Origin of the sequence: Promicromonospora sp. Populi (assembly GCF_041081105.1) — a bacterium.
Taxonomy (GTDB): Bacteria; Actinomycetota; Actinomycetes; order Actinomycetales; family Cellulomonadaceae; genus Promicromonospora.
This window is the reverse complement of record NZ_CP163528.1, coordinates 3,050,883-3,071,385: the sequence shown is the minus strand read 5'-3', so window position 1 is coordinate 3,071,385 and position 20,503 is coordinate 3,050,883. Positions and strand designations below refer to the sequence as shown.

Here is a 20,503-nt window from a genome sequence, read left to right as displayed (position 1 = left end):
GATGCGCGGTTACCTCGCCCGCAAGACCCTGGTCTACGGCCTGACCTTCGTCGTCGCGGTCACGCTGAACTGGCTGATCCCCCGGCTCATGCCGGGGGATCCGGTTCAGCGGATGGTGGCCCGCGCCGCCGTGCAGCACCCCGAGACGATCGCGGCCATGACCGAGTACTACGAGCGGACGTTCGGCCTCGACCTGCCGATCTGGCAGCAGTACCTGAACTACTGGGCGGCGCTGTTCCGCGGTGACCTGGGCACGAGCGTGTGGTTGTTCCCCGCGCCCGTGAGCCAGGTGGTGCTCGACGCCGTGCCCTACACGCTGGGCATCATGATCCCGGCCATCCTGCTCAGCTGGGTGGTCGGCAACAGCGTGGGGGCGATGGCGGCGCGCAGCCGCTGGCTCGACAACGTCGCCCTGCCGGTCGGGTACCTGGTCACGGCCATGCCGTACATGTGGCTGGCGATCCTGCTCGCGTGGGGCCTCGGCGTTGTTCTCGGCTGGTTCCCGGTGGCCGGCGGCTACGACTTCGGCATGGTGCCGCGGTGGTCGTGGACGTTCGTGGGCGACCTGCTGCAGCACTGGGTGCTGCCGTTCCTGTCGCTGTTCCTCGTCTCGCTCGGCGGCTGGGCGATCGGCATGCGGAACCTGATCATCTACGAGCTCGAGTCGGACTACGCGAACTACCTCTCCGCGCTCGGCGCCCCGAAGCGGCTCATCCGGAAGTACGCGTTCCGCAACGCGATGCTGCCGCAGATCACCGGGCTCGCGCTCCAGCTCGGCACGATCCTGGGTGGCGCCCTGGTGACCGAGATCGTGTTCGCCTACCCGGGCCTGGGCCGGCTCGTGCTGTCCGCCATCCAGAACCAGGACTTCTTCCTGCTGCAGGGCACCCTGCTGTTCGTGGTGATCGGCGTGCTGGTCGCCAACTTCGTGATCGACATCGTCTACGTGCTGGTCGACCCCCGCACACGGACCGGACTGACGGGGGCGACAGCATGACGGCGACACAACCGACCGCGGGACCCGGGACCGAGGCGAGCGAACAACCCGGCGTGACCGGCGCGACGTCGGGCAGCGGGATGGCAGGCGGCCGCAAACCACAGGGAGACGCACGCGAGACGCTGTACTTCGCGCTGCGCAACCCCAAGGTCCTGATCGGCGGGGTAGTCGTTCTCGGGTTCCTGCTGCTGGGTCTGATCGGCCCGGCGTTCCTGCGGTACGCGCCGATGGACTACGCGGGGCCGCCCATGGCGCCGCCGTCGGCGGACTTCCTGTTCGGTACTACGACGTTCGGCCAGGACGTGTTCGCGCAGTTCGTAGCGGGCCTGCGGTCCACGTTCCTGGTGGGCGTGCTGGGTAGCGCCGTGTCCGCGGTGATCGGCATGACCATCGGGTTCGTCGCGGGCTACCGCGGCGGCCTGATCGACGAGCTGCTGAACATGCTCACCAACGTGGTGCTCGTGATCCCCGGCTTTGTGGTGCTCATCATCATCAACGCCTACCTGGGTGTGCGGAGCGTCCCGATGCAGGCGCTGTACATCGGCGTGTTCAGCTGGCCGTGGGTGGCGCGCGCGGTGCGCTCGCAGACCCTGTCGCTGCGCTCGCGCGACTTCATCGACCTGGCCCGGCTGTCGGGGGTGGGGACTGGCACGATCCTGCGGCGCGAGGTCGCGCCCAACATGTACTCGTACCTCTTCATGACGTTCGTGCTGCTGTTCGGTGGGTCGATCCTCACGGCGGCGTCGCTCGACTTCATCGGGCTCGGGCCCACCAACGCGATGTCGCTCGGCCTGATGATGAACCAGGCAGTGCAGTGGAGCGCGCTCCATCTGGGGCTGTGGTGGTGGTTCATCCCGCCGGGGCTGGGGATCACGCTCATCGTGGGCTCGCTGTACATCATGAACGTGGGTCTCGACGAGGTCTTCAACCCCAAGCTGCGGGAGATGTGATGGCACTTTCCGTGACCGACCTGCGGGTCTGGTACCGCACCCTGCGCGGCGACGTGAAGGCCCTCGACGGGGTCACCTTCGAGGTGGCGGACGGCGAGATCATGGGCATCGCCGGTGAGTCCGGCTGCGGCAAGACAACGCTCGGCAAGGCCCTGATCCGCCTCGACACCCGTATGCAGCACGTGGGCGGCACGGTGGTCCTGGACGAGAACGAGCTGCCTTTGTCCGACGACGGCGCCATGCGCCGGCACCGCTACCGCGAGGTGTCCCTCATCCCGCAGTACGCGATGTCCGCGATGAACCCGACCCGCAAGATCGGCCGGATGATCCGCGACCTCCTGAAGGCGCACAACGTGCGGTACTCGGAGGTGCTGCCCGAGCTCGAACGGCGCCTCAAGCTCGTGGGGCTCGACGCCGACGTGCTGGGGCGCTACCCGATCGAGCTGTCCGGCGGTATGAAGCAGCGGGTGGTGCTGGTGCTCTCGACGCTCCTGAACCCCTCGCTGCTGATCGGCGACGAGGTCACGTCCGCCCTCGACGTGTCCTCCCAGAAGGCCGTCGCTCGGGCGCTGGTCGAGTTCCGCGACCACGGGTTCGTGAAGTCGATGATCGTCATCACGCACGACATCTCGGTGCTGTTCCAGGTCGCCGACACGATCCTCGTCATGTACGCCGGGCACCTCGCGGAGAAGGCGCCGGCGCACACCATCATCGAGGAGCCGCTGCACCCGTACACGAAGATGCTCATCGGGGCGCTGCCCAAGGTCGGCGACCGGTACGAGGTGCAGCGGCTCGAAGGCATCGAGGGGCGGCCGCCGTCACTCCTGGACCCGCCAGCAGGCTGCCGGTTCCGCGACCGCTGCCCCCTGGCGCACGACAAGTGCGCCGAGGCCCCGCCGTTCCGGGAAGTTGCCGAGGGACACCACGTCGCGTGCTGGGCGGTGAGCTGATGCTGACGCTCACCAAGCTCGACAAGGTCTACAAGACCGGCACCTTCGGCACCTCCGACCTGCACGCGGTGCGGCAGGTCAGCCTCGACGTGCAGCGCGGCGAGGTGGTTTCGCTCATCGGGGAGTCGGGCAGCGGCAAGTCGACCATCGGCAAGATGGTGCTCCACCTGCTCGACTCCTCGGGCGGCACCATCACGTTCGACGGGCGCGACGTCACCAAGCTCGGGTTCAAGGCGCGGCGCAACTACTACCGCAGGGTCCAGGGTGTGTTCCAGGACCCGTTCAGCTCGTTCAACCCCATCTACAAGGTGGACCGGGCGTTCGAGACCCTGCGGCGCTCCTACTTTCCGCGGGTCTCGTCCGCGAGCTGGCGGTCGAAGCTCGACGACGCGCTCGCAGCGGTGACGCTCGAACCGGACGACATCCTGGGCAAGTTCCCGCACCAGCTCTCCGGCGGGCAGCTGCAGCGCCTGCTCATCGCGCGCGCCCTGCTGCTCGACATCGAGCTGCTGGTCGCCGACGAGATCATCTCCATGCTCGACGCCTCGACCCGCATCGACGTGCTCAACCTGCTGGGCGAGCTCAAGGCGCGCGGCCTGGGCATCCTGTTCGTCACGCACGACCTCTCGCTCGGCAACTACGTCTCCGACCGGGTGGTCATCCTCTACAAGGGCCGCGTGGTGGAGCGGGGTGACACGACCGCCGTCTTCGACGACCCGCTGCACCCCTACACGCGGGACCTGCTGGCGTCGGTGCCGCACCTGGACCGGACGTGGGAAGAGGTCGAGGCGGCGGAGGCGTCGCGCACCGCGCGCCTGGCGGGGCGGTGCCTGTACCACGAGGCGCAGGTGGCGCAGGGCCGGTCGCTGGGCGGGGAGGCGGCGTCGGAGGAGGGCTCAGGCTCGGGCGAGGTGCCGAACGGCCTCGGCCTGGTCGAGCACGCGCCCGGCCACTTCGTGGGCTGCTTCCGCATGGCGGCCGAGGACCCCTGCCCGACCGCCCACTAGGGCTTGATCAGTACCGGGACGCCCGGGTCCAGGTCGGTGAGGTGCTCGAAGTCTGTGCTCGAGAGCCGGAGGCAGCCGTTGCTCACCGCCTGGCCCTGGCCCACACCCACGTGCAGAGCGGTGGCTGCGTAGTCGGTGCCGTAGAACCCGTCGAGCGACTCGCTCTGCATCGACAGGAACACGGACAGCCCGGTGTTCACCGCCTCCGTGACGGTGAACACCTGGGTCAGGCCCAGCGGCGTCGGCGTCTCGGGAGCGCCGATCGCGACGGCGAGCCGCTCGGTGCCGCCGTCGGCCCGCGTCAGGGTTACCGTGCGGTCCGACAGGTCGACCACCACCGACCGGCTCTCGTGCTCCAGGTGGACGTGGCGCTCCCGGAGCCAGGCGGAAGCGCCGTTCACCCTGCCGGGATCGTCGGACGGCAGTGCGCCACGCCCGTACGGGACGAGCACCCGGACCCACCCGGGCCGGCGCTCCACCACCAGCCAGCGCGCGTCGGCCTCGTAGTACTCGGACTCCAGGGCGAGCACCGGCGCCTCGGTCACGTCGGGTTCGGCGTAGGCGGGGATCCGGGGCGACCGCGGCACGGCGACCACCCCGGGCAGGCCGCGGAGCGTGTCGATCTTGGCCAGCGGGAGCGCGCCGGGGAGCACCTGGTCGATACGCGGCCGGGTCAGGGTGGTCAGGGAGTAGGTGGCGGGCACCGGCCCGGTCGGGCTGGGACTGGCACTTGGGCTGTCCGACGGCGACGGGCGCGCCGACGGGGAAGCCGCTACGCCGGGGGCCGTATCGCCGTCGGGCCGCAGGACCAGCCAGCCCGCCGTCACCAGGAGCGCTACCGCTACACCGCCCGCAACCCAGGCCCAGAGCGTGCGCGACATACATCGACGATACCGGGCCGACACACATGTCCGATATCTTCGGTTTCGCCCACCCTCTGGGCATCCGAACTGTTGTTCGATATTCTCTCGCCCGACAGTCCTCGACCAAGGAGAGATCACCGTGGCACCCGCCGACCGGACGTTCCCCGTCACGACCGTCCCGACGCGCCGATCCCGCAACCTGGTCCTCACCGGCGCGATATCCGTCGCCCTCATCTCGACCGGGTCCGCATACCTGGCGATGGTCCAGTTCGGCATCGACGTCCTCGCCATGAACCAGGGCACGGCCTACGCGACAGCCGGCGTCTTCGAGCTGTCCCTGGTCACAGTCGCCCTCCTGGCGCGCGAGGCCGCCCGGGACAACCGGCCCGGCGGCACGCTGCTCGCCCTGACCTGGGTGCTCTCGTCGGCCTCCGGCGTGTTCGCCGCATGGCACGAGGCGTACATCGGCCACCCGATCGGCGCCGTCCTGTTCCGGTTCATCGTGCCCCTGCTCGCCGCACTCATGTGGCACCTGGCGCTCATCGGCGACCGGCACCTGGCCACCGGGACGTCCTGGTCGGCCATGCGGCAGTCCGCGCGCATGCACGCGCTCTTCCTCACCACCGAAGACCTGTTCCGGGCGCAGAGCCTGAACGACGGATCACGCACCGCCCGCCGTCGGCTCGCCAAGGCAGAGGCCGGACGACGACGGGCGCGCTCCGTGGCCCTGCGCACCGTGCCGCCCACTGACATGCGCGCCCAGGTCGCCGCCTGGTGCGAGGCGCTCGCGGCCGTCGGGGACGGCACCGCCGACGTCGCTCGTCTGCACCTCGCCGACCGGCAGCGGCTGACCGGGATCCTGACCGACGAGTTCCTGGACCCACGGGCGTCGGACTCGCGGGCTTCAGACCTGCGGGCGTCGGGCGCGTGGGGTGCGGTCGAGGCGCCCGAGGTCGGGGTGCCGGAGTACGAGAGGCGCGCCGCCGACGTCGTCGCCGCTCAGTTCGCAGGTGAGTTCGACGCTGCGAGCGTGCGCGACGCGGAGGATGTCCGCGCCGCCGCGAGCATGCTCGACGCCGCGAACGCGCTCAAGGAGGAGTCGGACCGCCGGGCCGTGCGGCGCAGCGTCGCGCTCGACATGCCGCGGCAGTCAGTGAGCGAGCGCGCCCCGGGTCCGGAGACCGATCCGGCGGAGCAGGTTTTTGACCAGGCGTCCGACGCGGATCTGCCGGCCGCGGACCCGGCCGAGGCGGCGGCCCGCGCCACGGCGAACGTCCGGGACGCGATCCCCCCGCGCCGCTCGCCGCGCCGGAACACTCAGCTCGGCACGCAGGACGCCGAGCGCATGATCGACCTGCGCACCAAGGGCCGTACGTATCGGGAGATCGCCGAGGAGGTCGGCGTCAGCCAGTCGACGGTGAGCAAGCGCATGCGCGAGTTCACCGAAACGGGCTCGATCCCGATCGTCAGGGCGCGCTGAAGAAGCTTACCCTTCAGCCGCCGGTCCCTGCGGGTCTAGTCCGTCGCCTGGGCGTGGGCCACGTTGCCCAGCGACTTCCAGACCAGCAGGAGCGTGACGGCGGCTCCCGCGCAGGCGAACCACCACGGGGCCACCAGGCCCCAGTTCTCCGCGATGACACCGCCGATGCCCTGGCCGACGATCAGCCCGCCGAACACGCAGAGCATGTTGATCGACGCCACGCGGCCCTGGAACGCCTTGGGCACCGCGCGCTGCCGGATGGTGGTGGACAGCGTGCCCCAGACGAACGCGTAGACGCCGAACTCGAACATGATGGCGATCGCCACCCAGCCCGTGGTGGTCAGCGCGAACGCGGCGTGCGTGAGCACCTCCAGCGAGAGGCAGATGCGCATCAGCGTCGCCAGGTTCACGTGCCGCTCCAGCCAGCCGTACGCGACTATGCCGACGATCCCGCCCAGCGCGCTCGACGTGGTGAGCAGGCCGAAGCCGATCTCGCTCATGTGCAGGTGGTCCAGCGAGTACTTGACCAGCACGCCCCACGGCGCGGCCCACGTGATGTTGAAGACCAGGATGACTATGCACAGGGTCCGCACGGGGGCGTGGCGCCACACCCAGCGCAGGCCCTCGGCGATGTCCTTGCGGACGTAGGAGTCCGCGTTGCGCTCCGCGGTGAACGACGTGCCGGGCGGGGCCGTGAGGCGGGAGATCAGCAAGATCGCCAGCGCCACGCAGAGCACCTGCACCGCGAACGGCCAGACCATGCCCACGCCGAAGAAGAAGGCACCCAGCGGCGGGCCCACAAGCTGGTTGGCGGCGAGGAACCCGGCCTGCATGCGCTGGTTGCCGGCGCCCAGGTCGGCGGGCGCGACGACCGTCGGCAGGAACGTCTGCTGCGCGGTGTCCGCGAAGACCTCGGCGACGCCGTAGAGGAACATCGCGGTGAGCACCATGGAGATGCTCACGGTCCCGGTCGCGATGAAGACGCACAGGACGCTGATGACCAGGGCCCGGATCGTATTGGCGAGGATGACTACCCGACGGCGGTCCAGGCGGTCGGCGAGCGCGCCGGACCAGAGCCCGAACAGGAGCCACGGCAGCCGCTGGAGCATCGCGGCGAGCGCGACGAGGAACGCGCTGTCGGTCTGCGAGGCGACGAGCAGGGGCCGGCGGCCAGCGCGATGCCGTCGCCGATGTTGCTCGTCCAGGACGCCGAGACGAGCCAGCGGAACGGCCGCCCGAGCCGTCGGGGGAGGAGGGCCTCAACGAGTGTGCTCACAAACGATCGAGTCTAGGAGGCGCGGCCAAGGCTTTTTTCCAGGACCGGATCGGGCCCCGGGGAGGGTGATCTTGCGGGCGCCCGACGAGGGCTCCGCGGGGCCTGGTAGGGCGATTTGTCCGCCGTCGGCGAGATGGCGGCCGCGCGCCGCGCGAACGGCGGAATCTCGGGGATCGAGTGGCTCCCGGGCCGGTGCGGGCGGAGGCTAGAAAACGTTTTTGTGATCGATGGCACAACTCTTGGACAATCGTCCGACTCGGTGTTGACGTCGGCCGGTAACAGGTGCAGAATCTCACGAGACGGTGCGCATCGCCCGCCCCCTGCGCGGTGCGCACTGTCATACCCCGTCGGACTTAGGTCCGTCTGCTGAGCCCCTTCGGACCCCCTGCCGAAGGGGCTTTTGCATACCCCGACACGCCCGGGAGATCTGGGGGCCCGGCGTGTCGCGCGGCGTGGCGTCCGGCCCTTGCGGACACCGCCCGGTTAGCGTGCTGGGTGTGAACGCTGCACGCCGCCAGACCGCAGCCGCCCCCGAGATCTCGGCCAACCTGTCCGAGGAGCTCTCGGCCGCGCTGAAGGACGAGACAGAGGACCCGGCTGACGAGCTGGCCGCGTCGGAGGCACCGGAGTCCACACCGGACACCACCCGGGACCTCATGACCGAGTCGGTCGCGCGCTGGCGCGCCGGGCTGGTCCAGCTCGCCGGGGGATCGTCCCTGGCCGACGTCGGACTGCTCGGCGAGGCCGTCATCGACCTGTCGGCGGCTCACCCCTCGGGCGTCGCCCAGCTCTTCGCCGGCCGGCCCACCCGCCTGTCCAACCTCGTGCGCGAGGCCGGCGCGCTGCCGGCCGCCCGACGTCGGGCCCGGGCGGTCGCCGCGCGCTCCGCCGAGCATGCGCAGCGCTACGGGGTGTCGCCCACCTACCTGGCGATCGGCGTCGCGACCTGGACCGAGCGGCCGGCCACCGGCGGCGATGCGAACGACATGGAGGCCATCACCCGGGTGCTCGGCCCGGCGAGCGCGCCCGCCGCGCCCGCACCCGTGTCCGGGCAGGACTGGGCCGACGGCGACGCCCCCGCCCTCACCGGTTCGGTGCCGATCGTGACGCTGGCCATGCCGGCCGGGCGCCCCGTGCCGTCGTCGGACGACGAGGATGCCAACGAGCCGCGGGTGGTGCGCGCCCCGGTCATCCTGCGGCCCGTCATGCTCACGCCGCGCAGCGACGGCGAGGGCGACTACGACATCACGCTCGAGTCCACCGCCGAGATCAACCCGGTGGTGGCGCGCACGCTGCGCGCCCACGGCGCCCTGATCGACCCCGTCGCGCTCGCCAAGGCGACGTTCACGCTGGCCGGTTTCAACCCGACGGACGTGCTGGACCGGGTGGCGAGCCTCGGCTCGGCGGTGCTGGGCGACTTCGACCTGGACCGGCGCGTGCTGGTGGGCACGTTTGTGCACCCGGGGCAGGTGCTCGTCGACGACCTCGACGAGCTCGGCCCTGCCCTGCGCCAGCACGAGGTCGTCTCGGCACTCGGCGGCGTGGAGAGGTCAGTGACGCGGTTGGGGAAGGTGGAGCTGCCCCAGCCCCGCGTGGGTGACGCCGACCCGGTGCACGAGCGCGGTGTCGGCGACCTGGACCCGCACCAGCGGCACGTCGTGGACGCCCTCGCGACGGGCAGCCACCTCTTCGTTGACGCCCCGGTGGGGTCCGACGTCGCGGGCACGCTGGCCGCCGTCGTCGCGGAGGCGAACGCGAGCGGCCGGTCCGTGCTGTACGTGCCGGGGCACCGCCGGGCCACCGACGCGCTCGCCGCGCGGCTGGACTCGCTCGGCCTGGGCGGGCTGCTGCTCGACATCGCGCCCGTGCCGACCTGGCGCACCTCGACCTCGCGCCGCCTCCTGGAGGCGATGGCGCCCGCGCAGGAGCGGATCAACGCCGACGACGTGGCGCGCGTCCGGGACGCCCTGATCGGGTCCCGGGCCCAGCTCGCGGGTTATATCGAGGCGCTGCACCGGGTGCGCGACCCGTGGCGGGTCTCCGCCTACGACGCCCTGCAGGCGCTCGCCCGGCTCACGTCCGAGCGGCCGGCCCCGGCGACCCGGGTGCGGCTCGGGCCAGAGGCGGTCCTCGCCATGGGCACCGAGCGGCGCGCTGAGCTCGCCGCCGACCTCGTGCGGGCGGCCGAGCTGGGGGCGTTCACCCTGAGGTCGGCGGCGAGCCCCTGGTTCGGTGCGCACATCCTGACCGACGACGACGCGCGCGCCGCCCTCGTGCGGGTCACCCGGCTGGTCGAGCAGACCCTGCCGGAGCTGCGCAAGCAGATCGAGTACGTCTCGAAGGTGACGGGCCTGGTCGAGGCGTCGACGGCGCACCAGTGGGGCGACCAGCTGGCGATGCTCGGCGGCATGCGGGGCACGCTCGACGTGTTCCAGCCGATGGTCTTCGAGCGCACCGCCGCCGACCTGGTGCAGGCCACCGCGTCGAACCGGACGCGCGCCGACCAGGGCATCGAGATGGGCTGGCTGGAGCGGCGTCGGCTCAAGCGGCGCGCCCGCGAGATGGTGCGGCCGGGAGTCCGCGTGCCGGACATGCACGCGGCCCTCGTCGAGGTGCAGCGGCAGCGTGAGGTGTGGCAGACGCAGTGCCCGCGCGGCGGCTGGCCCACGCTCCCCGAGGGCCTGGCCGGCGTCGAGGAGACCTACGAGGCCGTGCGCATCGACCTGGAAGCGCTCGAACCCGTGCTGCGCTCCTCGCAAGCGGGCGGCGGGCTGCTCGACCTTGACCTGTTCGCCCTGCTCCAGCGGCTCGCCTCCCTCGCGGAGACGGAAGAGGCGCTGGCCCAGCTGCCCGAGCGGACCGCGGTGCTGCGGCGGCTGCGCGCGGCCGGGCTCGACGAGCTGGTCGACGACGTCGCTGAGCGCCGCGTGGAGGCCGACCTCGTGGGGCCCGAGCTGGAGCTGTCGTGGTGGTCGTCGGTGTTCGAGCAGATCCTGGCCACCGAGCCATACCTTGCCGGGCAGGACGGCGCCGGGCTGGACGCTCTCGCCAGGCGGTTCCGTGAGCTCGACCGCAGGCACATCGACTCGCTGTCCGCGCCCGTGCGGGCGGCGGTGCGCGCGCACCTCGGTGCCGCGATGCGCGACGAGCGGGAGGACGCCGAGGCGCTCTACGCCACGCTCGTGGAGGGCGGGCTGACCTCGATGCGCGACCTCGTGTCCGGGCGCGGCTCGACCGTGCGGCGGCTGCGGCCCACCTGGGTCTCCACGCCGACGATGGTGCCGCACCTGCTGCCCGCCGAGCGCAGCGCGGACCTGGTGATCCTCGACGCCGTGCAGCACGTGCCGGTCGAGGTGGTTGTGCCCGCGCTGGCCCGTGGCCGGCAGATCGTGGTGGTGGGCGACCCGCGATCGGCGTCAGGCACCGCGGTACGAGACCTTGCGCGGCTGCTGCCGCACGTCACGCTGCGGCCGGAGCCCGCGCAGCGCGACCCGCGGCTGACCGGACTGCTGGCCGAGCACGGTTACGAGGGCATCATGCGGCCGGCGCCGGTGCCGCGCACCGAGGCGCTCGTGCACTTCTCGCTGGTGGACGGGACCGGCATGCCCGACCCCGTCTCAGGCACCGTCGAGTCGACGAACGCCGAGGTGGAACGGGTTGTCGACCTCGCGATCGAGCACGCGATGACCCGGCCGGAGGAGACCTTCGGCATCGTCACCGTCACCGCCGCGCACGCCGACCGCATCCGCGAGCGGCTGCTCGCGGAGGTGCGGGGCAACCCGGCGCTGGCGCCGTTCTTCGCGGGGTCGCGGCCCGAGCCGGTGGTGGTCGCCGACGTCACGGGCGTGGCCGGGCTGGCGCGCGACACGATAGTGCTGACCCTCGGGTTCGGGCGGACGCCGCACGGCCGCGTGCTGCACCGGTTCGGCGTGCTCGGCGAGGGCGGCGGCGACGCGATGCTGCTCGGCTCGCTGGGGGCAGCGCGCAAGCGGCTGCACGTGGTGTCCTGCTTCCCGGCCGCCGATCTCGACCCGGAGCGGTTGCGCGGGCCAGGGCCCCAGATGCTGGCGCGGGTGCTGGCCTTCGCCGAGGAGCGCTCGGGCCTCGCGGACCAGGTGGAGATCGGCAACGGCGTTGACGTGGCGCGGTCCGTCGACCGGCTCGTCGTGGACCTGGGGGAGCGGCTGTGGCGTTCGGGCCTCGTGGTCGAGACCGACTACGGGCTCCCCGGCAGCGACCGGATCCCGCTCGCGGTGGGCCACCCCGACCTGCCAGGCGAGCTGCTCGTGGCCGTCCTGACCGACGACGCCGCCTACGTGGCCGAGCCCTCCATCCGCGTGCGCGACCGGCAGCTCGCCGAGCGGCTCGAACGCCTCGGCTGGGTGGTGGCGCAGGTGTGGTCCGCTGCCGCGTTCCTGGACCCGGACGCCGAGGCCGAGCGGGTGCGGCGTGTGGTGCTGTCCGTGCGGGACGCCCGGGTGGGGCTGGCCGGCGGAGTGGCACCGGCGGCTGAGCTCATCGTCCCGGAGGTCCTGGACGGCTGAGTCCGGCGCTGGCTCGCGTGGGGGTCACAATGGTGGGGTGAGCGAGTCCGAGAACAAGCCGGCCGACCCGGCGCCGGGCGACGACGCCCCGACACTGAGCGCAGCCGCCCCGCGGCGCCGGGGGCCCCGGCGTGTCGTGCGGCGCGGGACCGAGCGCGAGGCCGTGCTGGGCGTCAGCGCCGACGAGCGCCCGGCCGGCTGGACCGAGGGTTCCGACGGCGGAGCCTCGGCCGACTCCGGTCACGGCTCCAACGATGACCAGCTCCGCCGCGACGTCCCGCCGCACTGGGGCTGAGGCCCGGCTGGGTGAGGCCCGGCTGGGTGAGGCCGGTTGGGTGAGGCACCGGGTGATCGGCAAAAGGTCAGGTGATCGGCGGGTTGCCGGTCACCTGACCTTTTTACCGATCTCCTGAAGTTCGCGGCGCGCCCACATTCCGAGGTCGCGCGCAGAACCGGGCGGCTGGGCTCAGCGGGGCTGCGAGCCGGCCTGGCTACGGAGCAGGTCGCGGATCTCGGTGAGGAGCACAACCTGCTCGTCGAGGGCCTCCTCGACGGCTTCCTCCTCCGCGGGCTTGCGCAGGGACTGCAGCTTGTTGATCGGAATGACAACAAGGAAGTAGATCGCTGCCGCGACGATGAGGAAGTTGAGCAACGCCTGGAGGAACAGGCCGATGCTGAAGTCGGCATTGTTGAGCGTGAACTGGCCGACACCGGAGATGTTCGGCTGCCCGAAGATCGCGGCGATCAACGGGTTGATGATGCCGTTGAGCAGCCCCGCGACGACGGCCGTGAAGGCGGTGCCGATCGCGATACCGACGGCGAGGTCGATCACGTTGCCGCGAGCGATGAAGTCTTTGAAGCCGGTGAGCAGGTCGCGCATGGATCCCCCTGGATCTCTTTGACGTTTGGTGTGGTTCGGCGTCAGCCGAGACCTCGAAGGGGATTGTGGCGGAAAATCCGGTTCAGCGCACGTCGACGCGACATTCAGCCAAATTGGCGGCATTGCGCCGCAAATACGCCCGAGTCCTGCCCATTGTATTAGTGGGGTACCAGCACCGCGGTCACCGAGCCCCAGCCCGATATTGCCGACAGCTCCGGCGCGTCCCTCGGGGTTACCGCGACGAGCGTGACCGGCTCGTCTCCGTCCGACGCCGGACCCAGCAGTCCGCCCGCACTTTCCGGCTCGCGCTCGGCCGGGATCGGCAGCACGAGCGCGTTCCTGGCGAGGTACTGGGGCTCCCCGGCCGATTCGATCCCTGGCGTCGCCCCTGCCAGTAGATCCACCCGGTCGCCGGGGCGCAGGAGGGCGGCGACCGCGCCGTCGGACAGCCGGACCGGGACCACCACGGTGCCGCGCGGGGCGGCGGCGGATACGCCGTCGTCGGACACGAGCGAGGCGTGCAGCGGCGCACCCGCCGGGAGTCCGACGACCGCCGCGCGCCCCAGCAGCTCATGAACGGTGCGTACCGCGCCGGGTGGTGCGACGTCGGCCGCGATCGCGCGCACTCGCACGTCGTCCCGGGTCAGCTCCGTGCCCGCCGCGACGGGGCGGGCCGTGACCGCCACGTCGACGGTCGGGGGTGGCGGCGGGCGCAGGACGTGCAAGGTCAGGGCGACCGCGAGCCCGAACATGGCGGCCGCGAGGGCGAAGCGCCAGCGCCACAGCATGCGCCGCGCGCGCCGGAGCCGAGGCGAACGGAGCCCTCCAGGACCGGGCCCTCCCGGACTGGACCCTTCAGGACCTGGTCCTCCTGGATCGAGGGGCCCTGGAAATCCCGGATGGAGCCGCCGTCCCGGTGCGGCCGGCTTGGTGATCGTGTCGAGAAGTCCCATGCCCGCGACGCTAGGCCGCCGGAGTGGGGTCGCCGCGCCGTCGTCGAACAACCTGTGCACGACGACGGGAAGACGCCACCTGTGGTCAAGCTCGCGCCGCTGGAACCCGTCGAGCGGGTCGCTGAACCCGGCCAGGGAATCTCGGATCGACGCGGGGTGGTGGGCCGGCAGGGGCAGTGCATCTGCGGCCATGAAGTTGAGTTCGGTCCGACGCGCCGCGACGATGCCGGCGATCGGCGACTTCGGTCACTTGCCTCATCGCGTTCGCGACTTCGGTCGGTTGCTCTGAGATCGGTCAATTAACGGACCGATCTCAGAGCAACCGACCGAAGTGAGGATCTGGTCGGTAGCAAGGGACCGAAGTCAGCGCCGGTCGGCAGCAACAGACCGAAAAGGGGACCGCTGACCCGGGCACGCGGCCCGACGGCGATCAGGCCGAGGCGGCCTTTGACGTGCTCGACGTGCTCGACGAGGAGCCGGAGGAGCTCGACGTCGAACCGGAGGACGACGACCCCGAGTCGCCCGAGGACGACCCGCCCGAAGTCCCAGAGGATCCCGAGGAAGAAGAGGACGAGTCCGACGAGGACTCAGTCTTGCCGGGCTTGAGCGTGCTGGTCGTCGACGTGCTGCGCGAGTCCGTGCGGTAGAAGCCGGAGCCCTTGAAGGTGACGCCGACGGAACTGAAGACCTTCCGCAGCTTGCCCTGGCACTCGGGGCAGACGGTCAGCGAAGAGTCGCTGAACTCCTGGTGGATGTCGAATGCGTGGCCGCAGTCGGCACACCGGTACGCGTAGGTGGGCACGTGCACTCCTCTTGGACGTCAGGTCGGCCGGGGCGTCGCGCGCTCACCGGGACCGGCTCTGGCAGTCGGGGTTTCCGAGTGCCAATAGTAACGGTCGAGCGACGGGGGATAGTCCCAGCTTCTCCTGAGTGTGTTCACCCAGGTGGGTTCACTCATGTCCAGGGGCGGGCGGTAGTCTCCACTGCGTGTCCGCGACCACTCCCGCCGAGCCCGTAGAGCCCGCCGAAACTGCCACCTCCGACGGTGCGCGACCCACCAAGCGCCGTCGCACTCGAACCACCCGCGTTCGCCAGTTCATCGTCGGTACCACGGTCATCCTGGTGCTCGCGCTGGTAGCGCTGACGACCTTCGGCTGGTTCACCGGTCGCCGTCCGCTCCCGGAGGTCTCCGGGGAGGTGCAGGTCGAGGGACTCAGCTCGGACGTGCGCGTCAGCCGCGACGCCCAGGGCGTGCCGCAGATCTACGCCGACTCGGCCGAAGACCTGTTCCGCGCGCAGGGCTACGTGCACGCGCAGGACCGCTTCTTCGAGATGGACTACCGCCGGCACGTCACGGCAGGCCGCCTGGCCGAGCTCGTGGGCAACAACGCCGAGGCGATCCAGGCCGACATGGTCACCCGCACGTTCGGCTGGCGGCACGTCGCGGAGGAGGAGTTCAACATCCTCGACGACGACACCCGGCAGTACCTGCAGGCCTACGCGGACGGCGTGAACGCCTACCTCGCGAACCGCAGCCCCGCCGAGACGGCCGTGGAGTACACGGTGCTCGACATCAGCGTCGAGGTGAACGAGCCGGAGCCGTGGGACCCGATCGACTCACTCGCCTGGCTCAAGGCCATGGCCTGGGACCTGCGCGGCAACTACAACGAAGAGCTCGACCGCGCCCTGGCCTACAGCACCCTCGACGACGCGTCGCGCGTCGCCGAGCTGTTCCCCGCGTACTCGGGCACGGGCAACGCGACGATCCTCGATCCCGCCGAGGCCGGCGTCCCGCCGGTGACGCCGGAGAGCCCGGCGACCCAGACGTCGTCGGGCACCGGGGACGTGTACGAGAGCCCGGACCTCGCGGCGGCCCTCGAGGCCGCGCAGCGGGCGCTCGACGCCGTGCCCGTGCAGATCGCGCGCGGCGCGAGCACGGGCTCGAACTCGTGGGCGGTATCGGGCGAGTACACGGAGTCCGGTATGCCGCTGCTGGCCAACGACCCGCACCTCTCGCTCGCCGCGCCTGGCATCTGGGCCCAGGTGGGCCTGCACTGCAACACGGTGGGTCCGGAGTGCCCCTTCGACGTGTCCGGGTTCTCCTTCTCCGGGTTCCCCGGCGTGATCATCGGGCACAACGCCGACATCGCGTGGGGCCTGACCAACATGGGCGCCGACGTCACCGACTTCTTCATCGAGCGCGTCCGCAACGACACCTACCTGCGCGGCGCGGACGAGTGGGTCGACATGGAGACGGAGACCGAGGTGATCCGGGTCGACGGCGGCAGCCCGGTCGACCTCGAGGTGCGGCGAACCGTGCACGGCCCGATCATCTCGTCCGTCATGGGCGAGACCGAGATGGATGCGGTGCGCGGCTCGCCCACGGAGACCGGCACCGAGCTGGGCCAGTACGAGATCTCGCTGCAGTGGACCGCGCTCGAGCCCGGCCACACCGCCGACGCCGTGTTCGACATGAACGTCGCCAGCACGCCGGAGGACATGCAGGCGGCGGCCACGAGGTTCGAGGTCCCGGCGCAGAACATCGTGTTCGCCACCACCGACGGGCACATCGGCTACCAGGCTCCGGGCAAGGTGCCGGTGCGCGCCATCGTGCCCGGTGCGGTGGAGTCCGACGGCTCGTGGCCGCGCCCGGGCTGGGACGCCCGCTACGACTGGACCGGCTACGTTGCCCCGGAGCAGATGCCGGGCGTCGTGGACCCCGAGGAGGGGTTCATCGTCGCGGCCAACCAGGCGGTGCTGCCCGGGGGTACCGGGCCCTATCTCACGCGCGACTGGGACTACGGGTACCGGTCGGAGCGCATCCGCACGCTGCTCACCGAGATCGTCGCCGAGGGCCGCGTGCTCACGGCCGACGACATGTCAGAGATCCAGCTTGACCAGTGGAGCCAGTACGCCGACACCCTGGTGCCGGTGCTACGCGAGGTCGAGCTCCCAGCCGGCTACGACTCGGACGGCCAGGTCCTCCTGGACGACTGGGACAACGTCATGGACGAGGACTCCGCGGCGGCCGCCTACTTCGCGGCCGTGTGGCGCAACCTGCTGGAGATCACCTTCAACGACGAGCTGCCGGAGTCCATGTGGCCCGACGGCAGCAGCCGCTGGCTCGCCGTGATCCAGGGCATGCTCGACAACCCCAACGACCCGTACTGGGACGACGCGTCCACGGTCGCCGTGGTGGAGAGCCGTGACCAGGTGCTCACCGAGGCCATGGTCAGCGCGCGCCAGGACCTCACGGTCGAGCTCGGCAAGGACACCAGCGACTGGGAGTGGGGCACGCTGCACCAGCTCAGGCTGAAGCACCTGGTGCTCGGCGGGCAGGGCATCCCCGTCCCGATCGCCGCGTACATGAACCCGGCGCCGGTCAGGGTCGGGGGTGGCTCCTCGATCGTGAACGCCACGGCGTGGGACGCGGCCAGCGGCAGCTTCGACGTGACCGGCGGCCCGTCCATGCGCATGGTCGTCGACCTCGCTGACCTCGACGCCTCCACCTGGGTGGTCGTGACCGGTGCGTCCGGACACCCGGCCTCCGAGCACTACGACGACCAGCTCGAGGCCTGGGCGACGGGGGAGACCTTCGCGTGGCCGTCCAGCCCCGAGGCGGTCGACGCCGCGCAGGTGGACGAGCTCATCCTCACGCCGTAGGCGCTCGCCAGGTAGGCGCAGGCTCGGTTCGCGATACCCGCTAGCGCGATACCCGCTAACCGAGCCAGCGCCACTCGGCGGTGGTCGCGACGGCGTGCACCAGGATGTCGTGCTCCTCGCGGGGCAGCGGGTGGTCTGCGGCGTCGTACACCTCTTCGGGGAAGACGACGGCGACGACCTTCGCACCCGGGCGCAGGTGGGTGAGCGCGCGGTCGTACCAGCCTCCGCCCTGGCCGAGCCGCACCCCACGGGTGTCGACGGCGAGAGCCGGCGCCAGGACGACGTCGGCCAGCTTGATGGCATCGGTACCCAGCGTGGCGCCGCCGGGCTCGGGCGGGCGGCCGGGCGCGCGTTCCAGGAGGTCGTCCGGGCCGGTGTAGTCGGCCCAGTCGCGGGCCAGACCGGCCCCGAGCACGGGGAGCAGGGCCCGCACACCGCGGCCCGAGAGGCGCTCCAGGAGCGGCAGCATGCCCGGTTCAGCGTTGCGCCCCGCGTACGCTGCGACGCACCCGGCGTCGCGCACCTCAGGAATCGACTCGATGATGTCGGCGAGCGCCTCGGCGGCGTGGGCCCGCTGGCGGGCCGATCGTTGGCCACGCAGAGCGCGGATCGCACGGCGGAGCTCTTCCTTGGCGTCGCCTGTCTCCATCCCGGGATGGACGGGGTACGGCTGTGGCGTCGGGACGGAGATGCCGCTCATGACGCTATTGTGCCAAGACTCCGAGACAAGATTGTTACGAACAGCGTACGAAGAAGGCGGGAACATGGCCGAGCGGCTGCTCGACGGGTCTGAGACCACCGAGCGTGGTAGACCCTCTCCAGTGCCGGGATTCGTCATGGGGCGGGGCAAGGGGCGAACGATGATGCCGTCGAGCAAGTCAGACGCGCCGGAAGGCGCGACCGGAAGATTTGGTAAGGGGTGGACGGTGGCCAAGCCATGGCCCGTGACGCTGCGTGACGACACGTCGGCCGGTGCGGTAGTGCTGCGCCCGCTCCGACGCCGGGACGCGGGAGACTGGTCCCGCCTCCGGGCCGAGAACGCGGCCTGGCTGGAGCGCTGGGAGGCGACGGCGCCTGGTGCGAACCGGTACATCGCCTCGACGTTCGGCGAGTACGTGCGCTCGCTGTCCGCACAGGCACGCGCCGGGACGTCGCTCCCGTTCGGCGTGGAGCTCGACGGCGCGCTCGTCGGGCAGCTGACGGTCTCCTCCATCACCTGGGGATCGCTGTGCTCCGCGAGCATCGGCTACTGGGTCAGCCAGAGCGTGGCCGGCCGGGGCGTGATCCCCACGGGGGTGGCGATGGCCGTCGACTACGCGTTCTTCCTGGGACTGCACCGCATCGAGATCAACATCCGGCCGGAGAACAAGCCGAGCCTGCGGGTCGTCGAGAAGCTCGGCCTGCGGGACGAGGGCGTGCGCGAGCGATTCCTGCACATCCAGGGCCAGTGGCGGGACCACCGGACGTTTGCTGTCACCCGCGAAGAGGTCCCCGGGGGGCTGCTGGCGCGCTGGCAGCGCATCCGGGAAGCGGGCTGACGGCGGGACACGCCGCGCACCCTGCGGCGGCCCGTGGCGATGCTCGCCTAACGTCATGTTGTGGAATCGACTGCAGGACTCACAGCCGTAGCGCTGTTTGTCCTGTGGTTGCTCTACTGGCTGCCGAGCCTGGTGCGTCGTCGGACAGAGCTTGCCGACGCGCGAGTGACCGACCGGTTCTCGGCAGGACTGCGCATCGTCGCGATGAGCGGCTCGGGTAGGAAGGGAGGGGCGATGACTGACCGCAAGCTGCGGGGTGCCGGCCAAGGTGTGCCGCGCGTCGCCCACCCGACCCCGAAGGGGCACCCGCTCCAGATCATGGTCCGCGGCCGGCCGCTGACTGCGGAGCGCATCCGCCGCGTCGAGCGGCGTGCGCGGCGGGCTGCGCGGGCGCGACGTCGGTTCATCGTGTCGATAGTGCTGCTGGTGGGCAGCGTTGTCGCCTGGGCGTTCGCCGGGTTCGGCCAGCTGCACTGGGGGTTCGCCGCTACGTCGTCGGGCATGCTGCTGTTCGTGCTGTTCCTGGGGCAGCGCGCGGCCCGTGCCGCGCGGCGTGCGGATGCCCGGTGGCAGGCGACCGTGCGGGCGGCGCGGCAGCGCGCGACGCAGGCCCGCGCCCTCTCGAACGGCGGCCCGTACGCGCCGCGCAACCGGGCGCAGGTCACCGGCCTGGCGACTCGCGGCTCGAACACTCAGACGCAGGCGATCCCGCGGGTCGGTGGCAGGGACGTGCTCGACGAGATTCTCGACGGGCCGTCGAAGCCCAAGGTCATCGAGGTCCCGGCGGAGGCTCCCCAGGTCGAGCAGGAGGAAGCGGCGAAGCAGGACGAGTTCCCGAACGGGCGCGCCTGGGACCCGGTTCCCGTTCCGCTGCCCACCTACGTGACCAAGGCCGCTGCTCCGCAGCGTCAGCCGGCGGCTCTGCCGCCGTCGATTCCGCCGTCCATCAAGGGGCCGACGACGGCGGGCGGTTCCGGGGCGGTTTCTGCGCCGTCTGGGAGCGAACCCGTTGCCGACGAGTCGCTGCAGGGAGAGCCTCCGCGGACGAAGTCCGAGACGCTGGCCAAGCCGCTGGAGGAGATCCTGGCGCGACGCCGGGCGGCCGGATGACGTCGCTGGTCGGGGTCGCGCGGGTCATGGTCAGTGACCCGCGCGACACCGCATCAAGTTGCGGATCACCTGCGGTGAAGTGCTAGTCTTCTGCAGTCCGAGGGGCTATGGCGCAGTTGGTAGCGCGCTTCGTTCGCAATGAAGAGGTCGGGGGTTCGAATCCCCCTAGCTCCACCGGTAGAAACCTCGTCTGACCAGGGCAAACGCTCCGAGTCAGGCGGGGTTTCTTGCGTCTCAGGCGTGGTTGCGGCCATCTCGCGCACCCCTGCGCGCCGCGGGTTGTACCGGTTCG

At 71.2% G+C, this 20,503-nt stretch carries 15 protein-coding genes, 1 tRNA gene and 1 pseudogene; 11 read left to right on the top strand and 6 right to left on the bottom strand.

Translation table 11 applies throughout. The features are described 5' to 3' along the window. Position 1 precedes the first annotated feature (1 nt). The 4 genes from AB1046_RS13860 to AB1046_RS13845 are packed head-to-tail and all read left to right on the top strand — an operon-like array spanning position 2 to position 3,904. Positions 2-997 carry an ABC transporter permease gene (locus tag AB1046_RS13860; RefSeq protein ID WP_369369886.1) on the top strand — a complete coding sequence of 332 codons (996 nt, stop codon included), beginning with the start codon at positions 2-4 and terminating at the stop codon, positions 995-997. Beyond that, positions 994-1,947 (top strand): ABC transporter permease, encoded by a 954-nt coding sequence (locus AB1046_RS13855; RefSeq protein ID WP_369369885.1) that lies wholly within the window; start codon positions 994-996, stop codon positions 1,945-1,947. The genes AB1046_RS13860 and AB1046_RS13855 overlap by 4 nt, the downstream gene beginning before the upstream one ends. After that, a complete protein-coding gene (locus AB1046_RS13850) occupies positions 1,947-2,897 on the top strand; it encodes an ABC transporter ATP-binding protein (RefSeq protein ID WP_369369884.1) in 951 nt (316 codons plus the stop codon). Before AB1046_RS13855 ends, AB1046_RS13850 begins: the two co-directional genes overlap by 1 nt. After that, positions 2,897-3,904, top strand: a complete 1,008-nt coding sequence (locus AB1046_RS13845; protein WP_369369883.1) for an ABC transporter ATP-binding protein — start codon at positions 2,897-2,899, stop codon at positions 3,902-3,904. The genes AB1046_RS13850 and AB1046_RS13845 overlap by 1 nt, the downstream gene beginning before the upstream one ends. On the opposite strand, the gene AB1046_RS13840 is transcribed toward AB1046_RS13845, so the two are convergent. Next, a complete protein-coding gene (locus tag AB1046_RS13840) occupies positions 3,901-4,785 on the bottom strand; it encodes a L,D-transpeptidase (protein ID WP_369369882.1) in 885 nt (294 codons plus the stop codon). The genes AB1046_RS13845 and AB1046_RS13840 overlap by 4 nt on opposite strands. 121 nt (positions 4,786-4,906) lie before the next feature. Here AB1046_RS13840 and AB1046_RS13835 point away from each other — a divergent pair, with 121 nt between their 5' ends. Then, on the top strand, positions 4,907-6,247 hold the full coding sequence (locus AB1046_RS13835; protein WP_369369881.1) for a winged helix-turn-helix domain-containing protein: 1,341 nt from the start codon (positions 4,907-4,909) through the stop codon (positions 6,245-6,247). A gap of 35 nt (positions 6,248-6,282) precedes the next feature. Here the strand turns inward: AB1046_RS13835 and AB1046_RS13830 are convergent. Continuing rightward, positions 6,283-7,523 (bottom strand): annotated as a pseudogene (locus AB1046_RS13830) (MFS transporter). Positions 7,524-8,020: 497 nt separating this feature from the next. On the opposite strand from AB1046_RS13830, the gene AB1046_RS13825 reads away from it, so the two are divergent. Together AB1046_RS13825 and AB1046_RS13820 are read left to right on the top strand one after the other, a co-directional pair. Continuing rightward, positions 8,021-12,067, top strand: a complete 4,047-nt coding sequence (locus AB1046_RS13825; protein ID WP_369369880.1) for a hypothetical protein — start codon at positions 8,021-8,023, stop codon at positions 12,065-12,067. 37 nt (positions 12,068-12,104) lie between these two features. Next, positions 12,105-12,362: a hypothetical protein gene (locus tag AB1046_RS13820; protein ID WP_369369879.1), complete on the top strand. Its 258-nt coding sequence runs from the start codon at positions 12,105-12,107 to the stop codon at positions 12,360-12,362. A gap of 171 nt (positions 12,363-12,533) precedes the next feature. On the opposite strand, the gene mscL is transcribed toward AB1046_RS13820, so the two are convergent. From mscL to AB1046_RS13805, 3 genes are all read right to left on the bottom strand, one after another. After that, positions 12,534-12,947: a large conductance mechanosensitive channel protein MscL gene (gene mscL, locus AB1046_RS13815; protein ID WP_369369878.1), complete on the bottom strand. Its 414-nt coding sequence runs from the start codon at positions 12,945-12,947 to the stop codon at positions 12,534-12,536. A gap of 158 nt (positions 12,948-13,105) precedes the next feature. Beyond that, complete coding sequence (locus AB1046_RS13810; RefSeq protein WP_369369877.1) at positions 13,106-13,735, bottom strand: Flp pilus assembly protein CpaB; 630 nt, start codon at positions 13,733-13,735, stop codon at positions 13,106-13,108. 595 nt (positions 13,736-14,330) lie between these two features. Then, the gene (locus tag AB1046_RS13805) at positions 14,331-14,702 is read right to left on the bottom strand and encodes an FmdB family zinc ribbon protein (RefSeq protein WP_369369876.1); all 372 of its coding nucleotides are present in this window, start codon (positions 14,700-14,702) and stop codon (positions 14,331-14,333) included. A gap of 185 nt (positions 14,703-14,887) precedes the next feature. Here AB1046_RS13805 and AB1046_RS13800 point away from each other — a divergent pair, with 185 nt between their 5' ends. Continuing rightward, positions 14,888-17,563 (top strand): penicillin acylase family protein, encoded by a 2,676-nt coding sequence (locus AB1046_RS13800; protein ID WP_369369875.1) that lies wholly within the window; start codon positions 14,888-14,890, stop codon positions 17,561-17,563. A 55-nt stretch (positions 17,564-17,618) separates the two neighbouring features. Here AB1046_RS13800 and AB1046_RS13795 read toward each other — a convergent pair whose 3' ends face one another. Further along, positions 17,619-18,263 (bottom strand): 5-formyltetrahydrofolate cyclo-ligase, encoded by a 645-nt coding sequence (locus AB1046_RS13795; protein WP_369369874.1) that lies wholly within the window; start codon positions 18,261-18,263, stop codon positions 17,619-17,621. A gap of 280 nt (positions 18,264-18,543) precedes the next feature. Here AB1046_RS13795 and AB1046_RS13790 point away from each other — a divergent pair, with 280 nt between their 5' ends. The 3 genes from AB1046_RS13790 (at position 18,544) to AB1046_RS13780 (ending at position 20,385) form a co-directional block, all read left to right on the top strand. Continuing rightward, positions 18,544-19,101 (top strand): GNAT family N-acetyltransferase, encoded by a 558-nt coding sequence (locus AB1046_RS13790; protein ID WP_369375711.1) that lies wholly within the window; start codon positions 18,544-18,546, stop codon positions 19,099-19,101. Positions 19,102-19,335: 234 nt separating this feature from the next. Then, on the top strand, positions 19,336-20,211 hold the full coding sequence (locus AB1046_RS13785; protein WP_369369873.1) for a hypothetical protein: 876 nt from the start codon (positions 19,336-19,338) through the stop codon (positions 20,209-20,211). A gap of 101 nt (positions 20,212-20,312) precedes the next feature. Further along, positions 20,313-20,385, top strand: a tRNA-Ala gene (locus tag AB1046_RS13780). Positions 20,386-20,503: the final 118 nt, after the last annotated feature.

Bases quoted from the DNA above. Each gene is read 5' to 3' on its own strand.
- mscL (WP_369369878.1), bottom strand. From the start codon at position 12,947: ATGCGCGACCTGCTCACCGGCTTCAAAGACTTCATCGCTCGCGGCAAC.
- AB1046_RS13840 (WP_369369882.1), bottom strand. From the start codon at position 4,785: ATGTCGCGCACGCTCTGGGCCTGGGTTGCGGGCGGTGTAGCGGTAGCG.
- AB1046_RS13860 (WP_369369886.1), top strand. From the start codon at position 2: ATGCGCGGTTACCTCGCCCGCAAGACCCTGGTCTACGGCCTGACCTTC.
- AB1046_RS13855 (WP_369369885.1), top strand. From the start codon at position 994: ATGACGGCGACACAACCGACCGCGGGACCCGGGACCGAGGCGAGCGAA.
- AB1046_RS13845 (WP_369369883.1), top strand. From the start codon at position 2,897: ATGCTGACGCTCACCAAGCTCGACAAGGTCTACAAGACCGGCACCTTC.
- AB1046_RS13785 (WP_369369873.1), top strand. From the start codon at position 19,336: ATGACTGACCGCAAGCTGCGGGGTGCCGGCCAAGGTGTGCCGCGCGTC.
- AB1046_RS13795 (WP_369369874.1), bottom strand. From the start codon at position 18,263: ATGAGCGGCATCTCCGTCCCGACGCCACAGCCGTACCCCGTCCATCCC.
- AB1046_RS13850 (WP_369369884.1), top strand. From the start codon at position 1,947: ATGGCACTTTCCGTGACCGACCTGCGGGTCTGGTACCGCACCCTGCGC.
- AB1046_RS13810 (WP_369369877.1), bottom strand. From the start codon at position 13,735: ATGCTGTGGCGCTGGCGCTTCGCCCTCGCGGCCGCCATGTTCGGGCTC.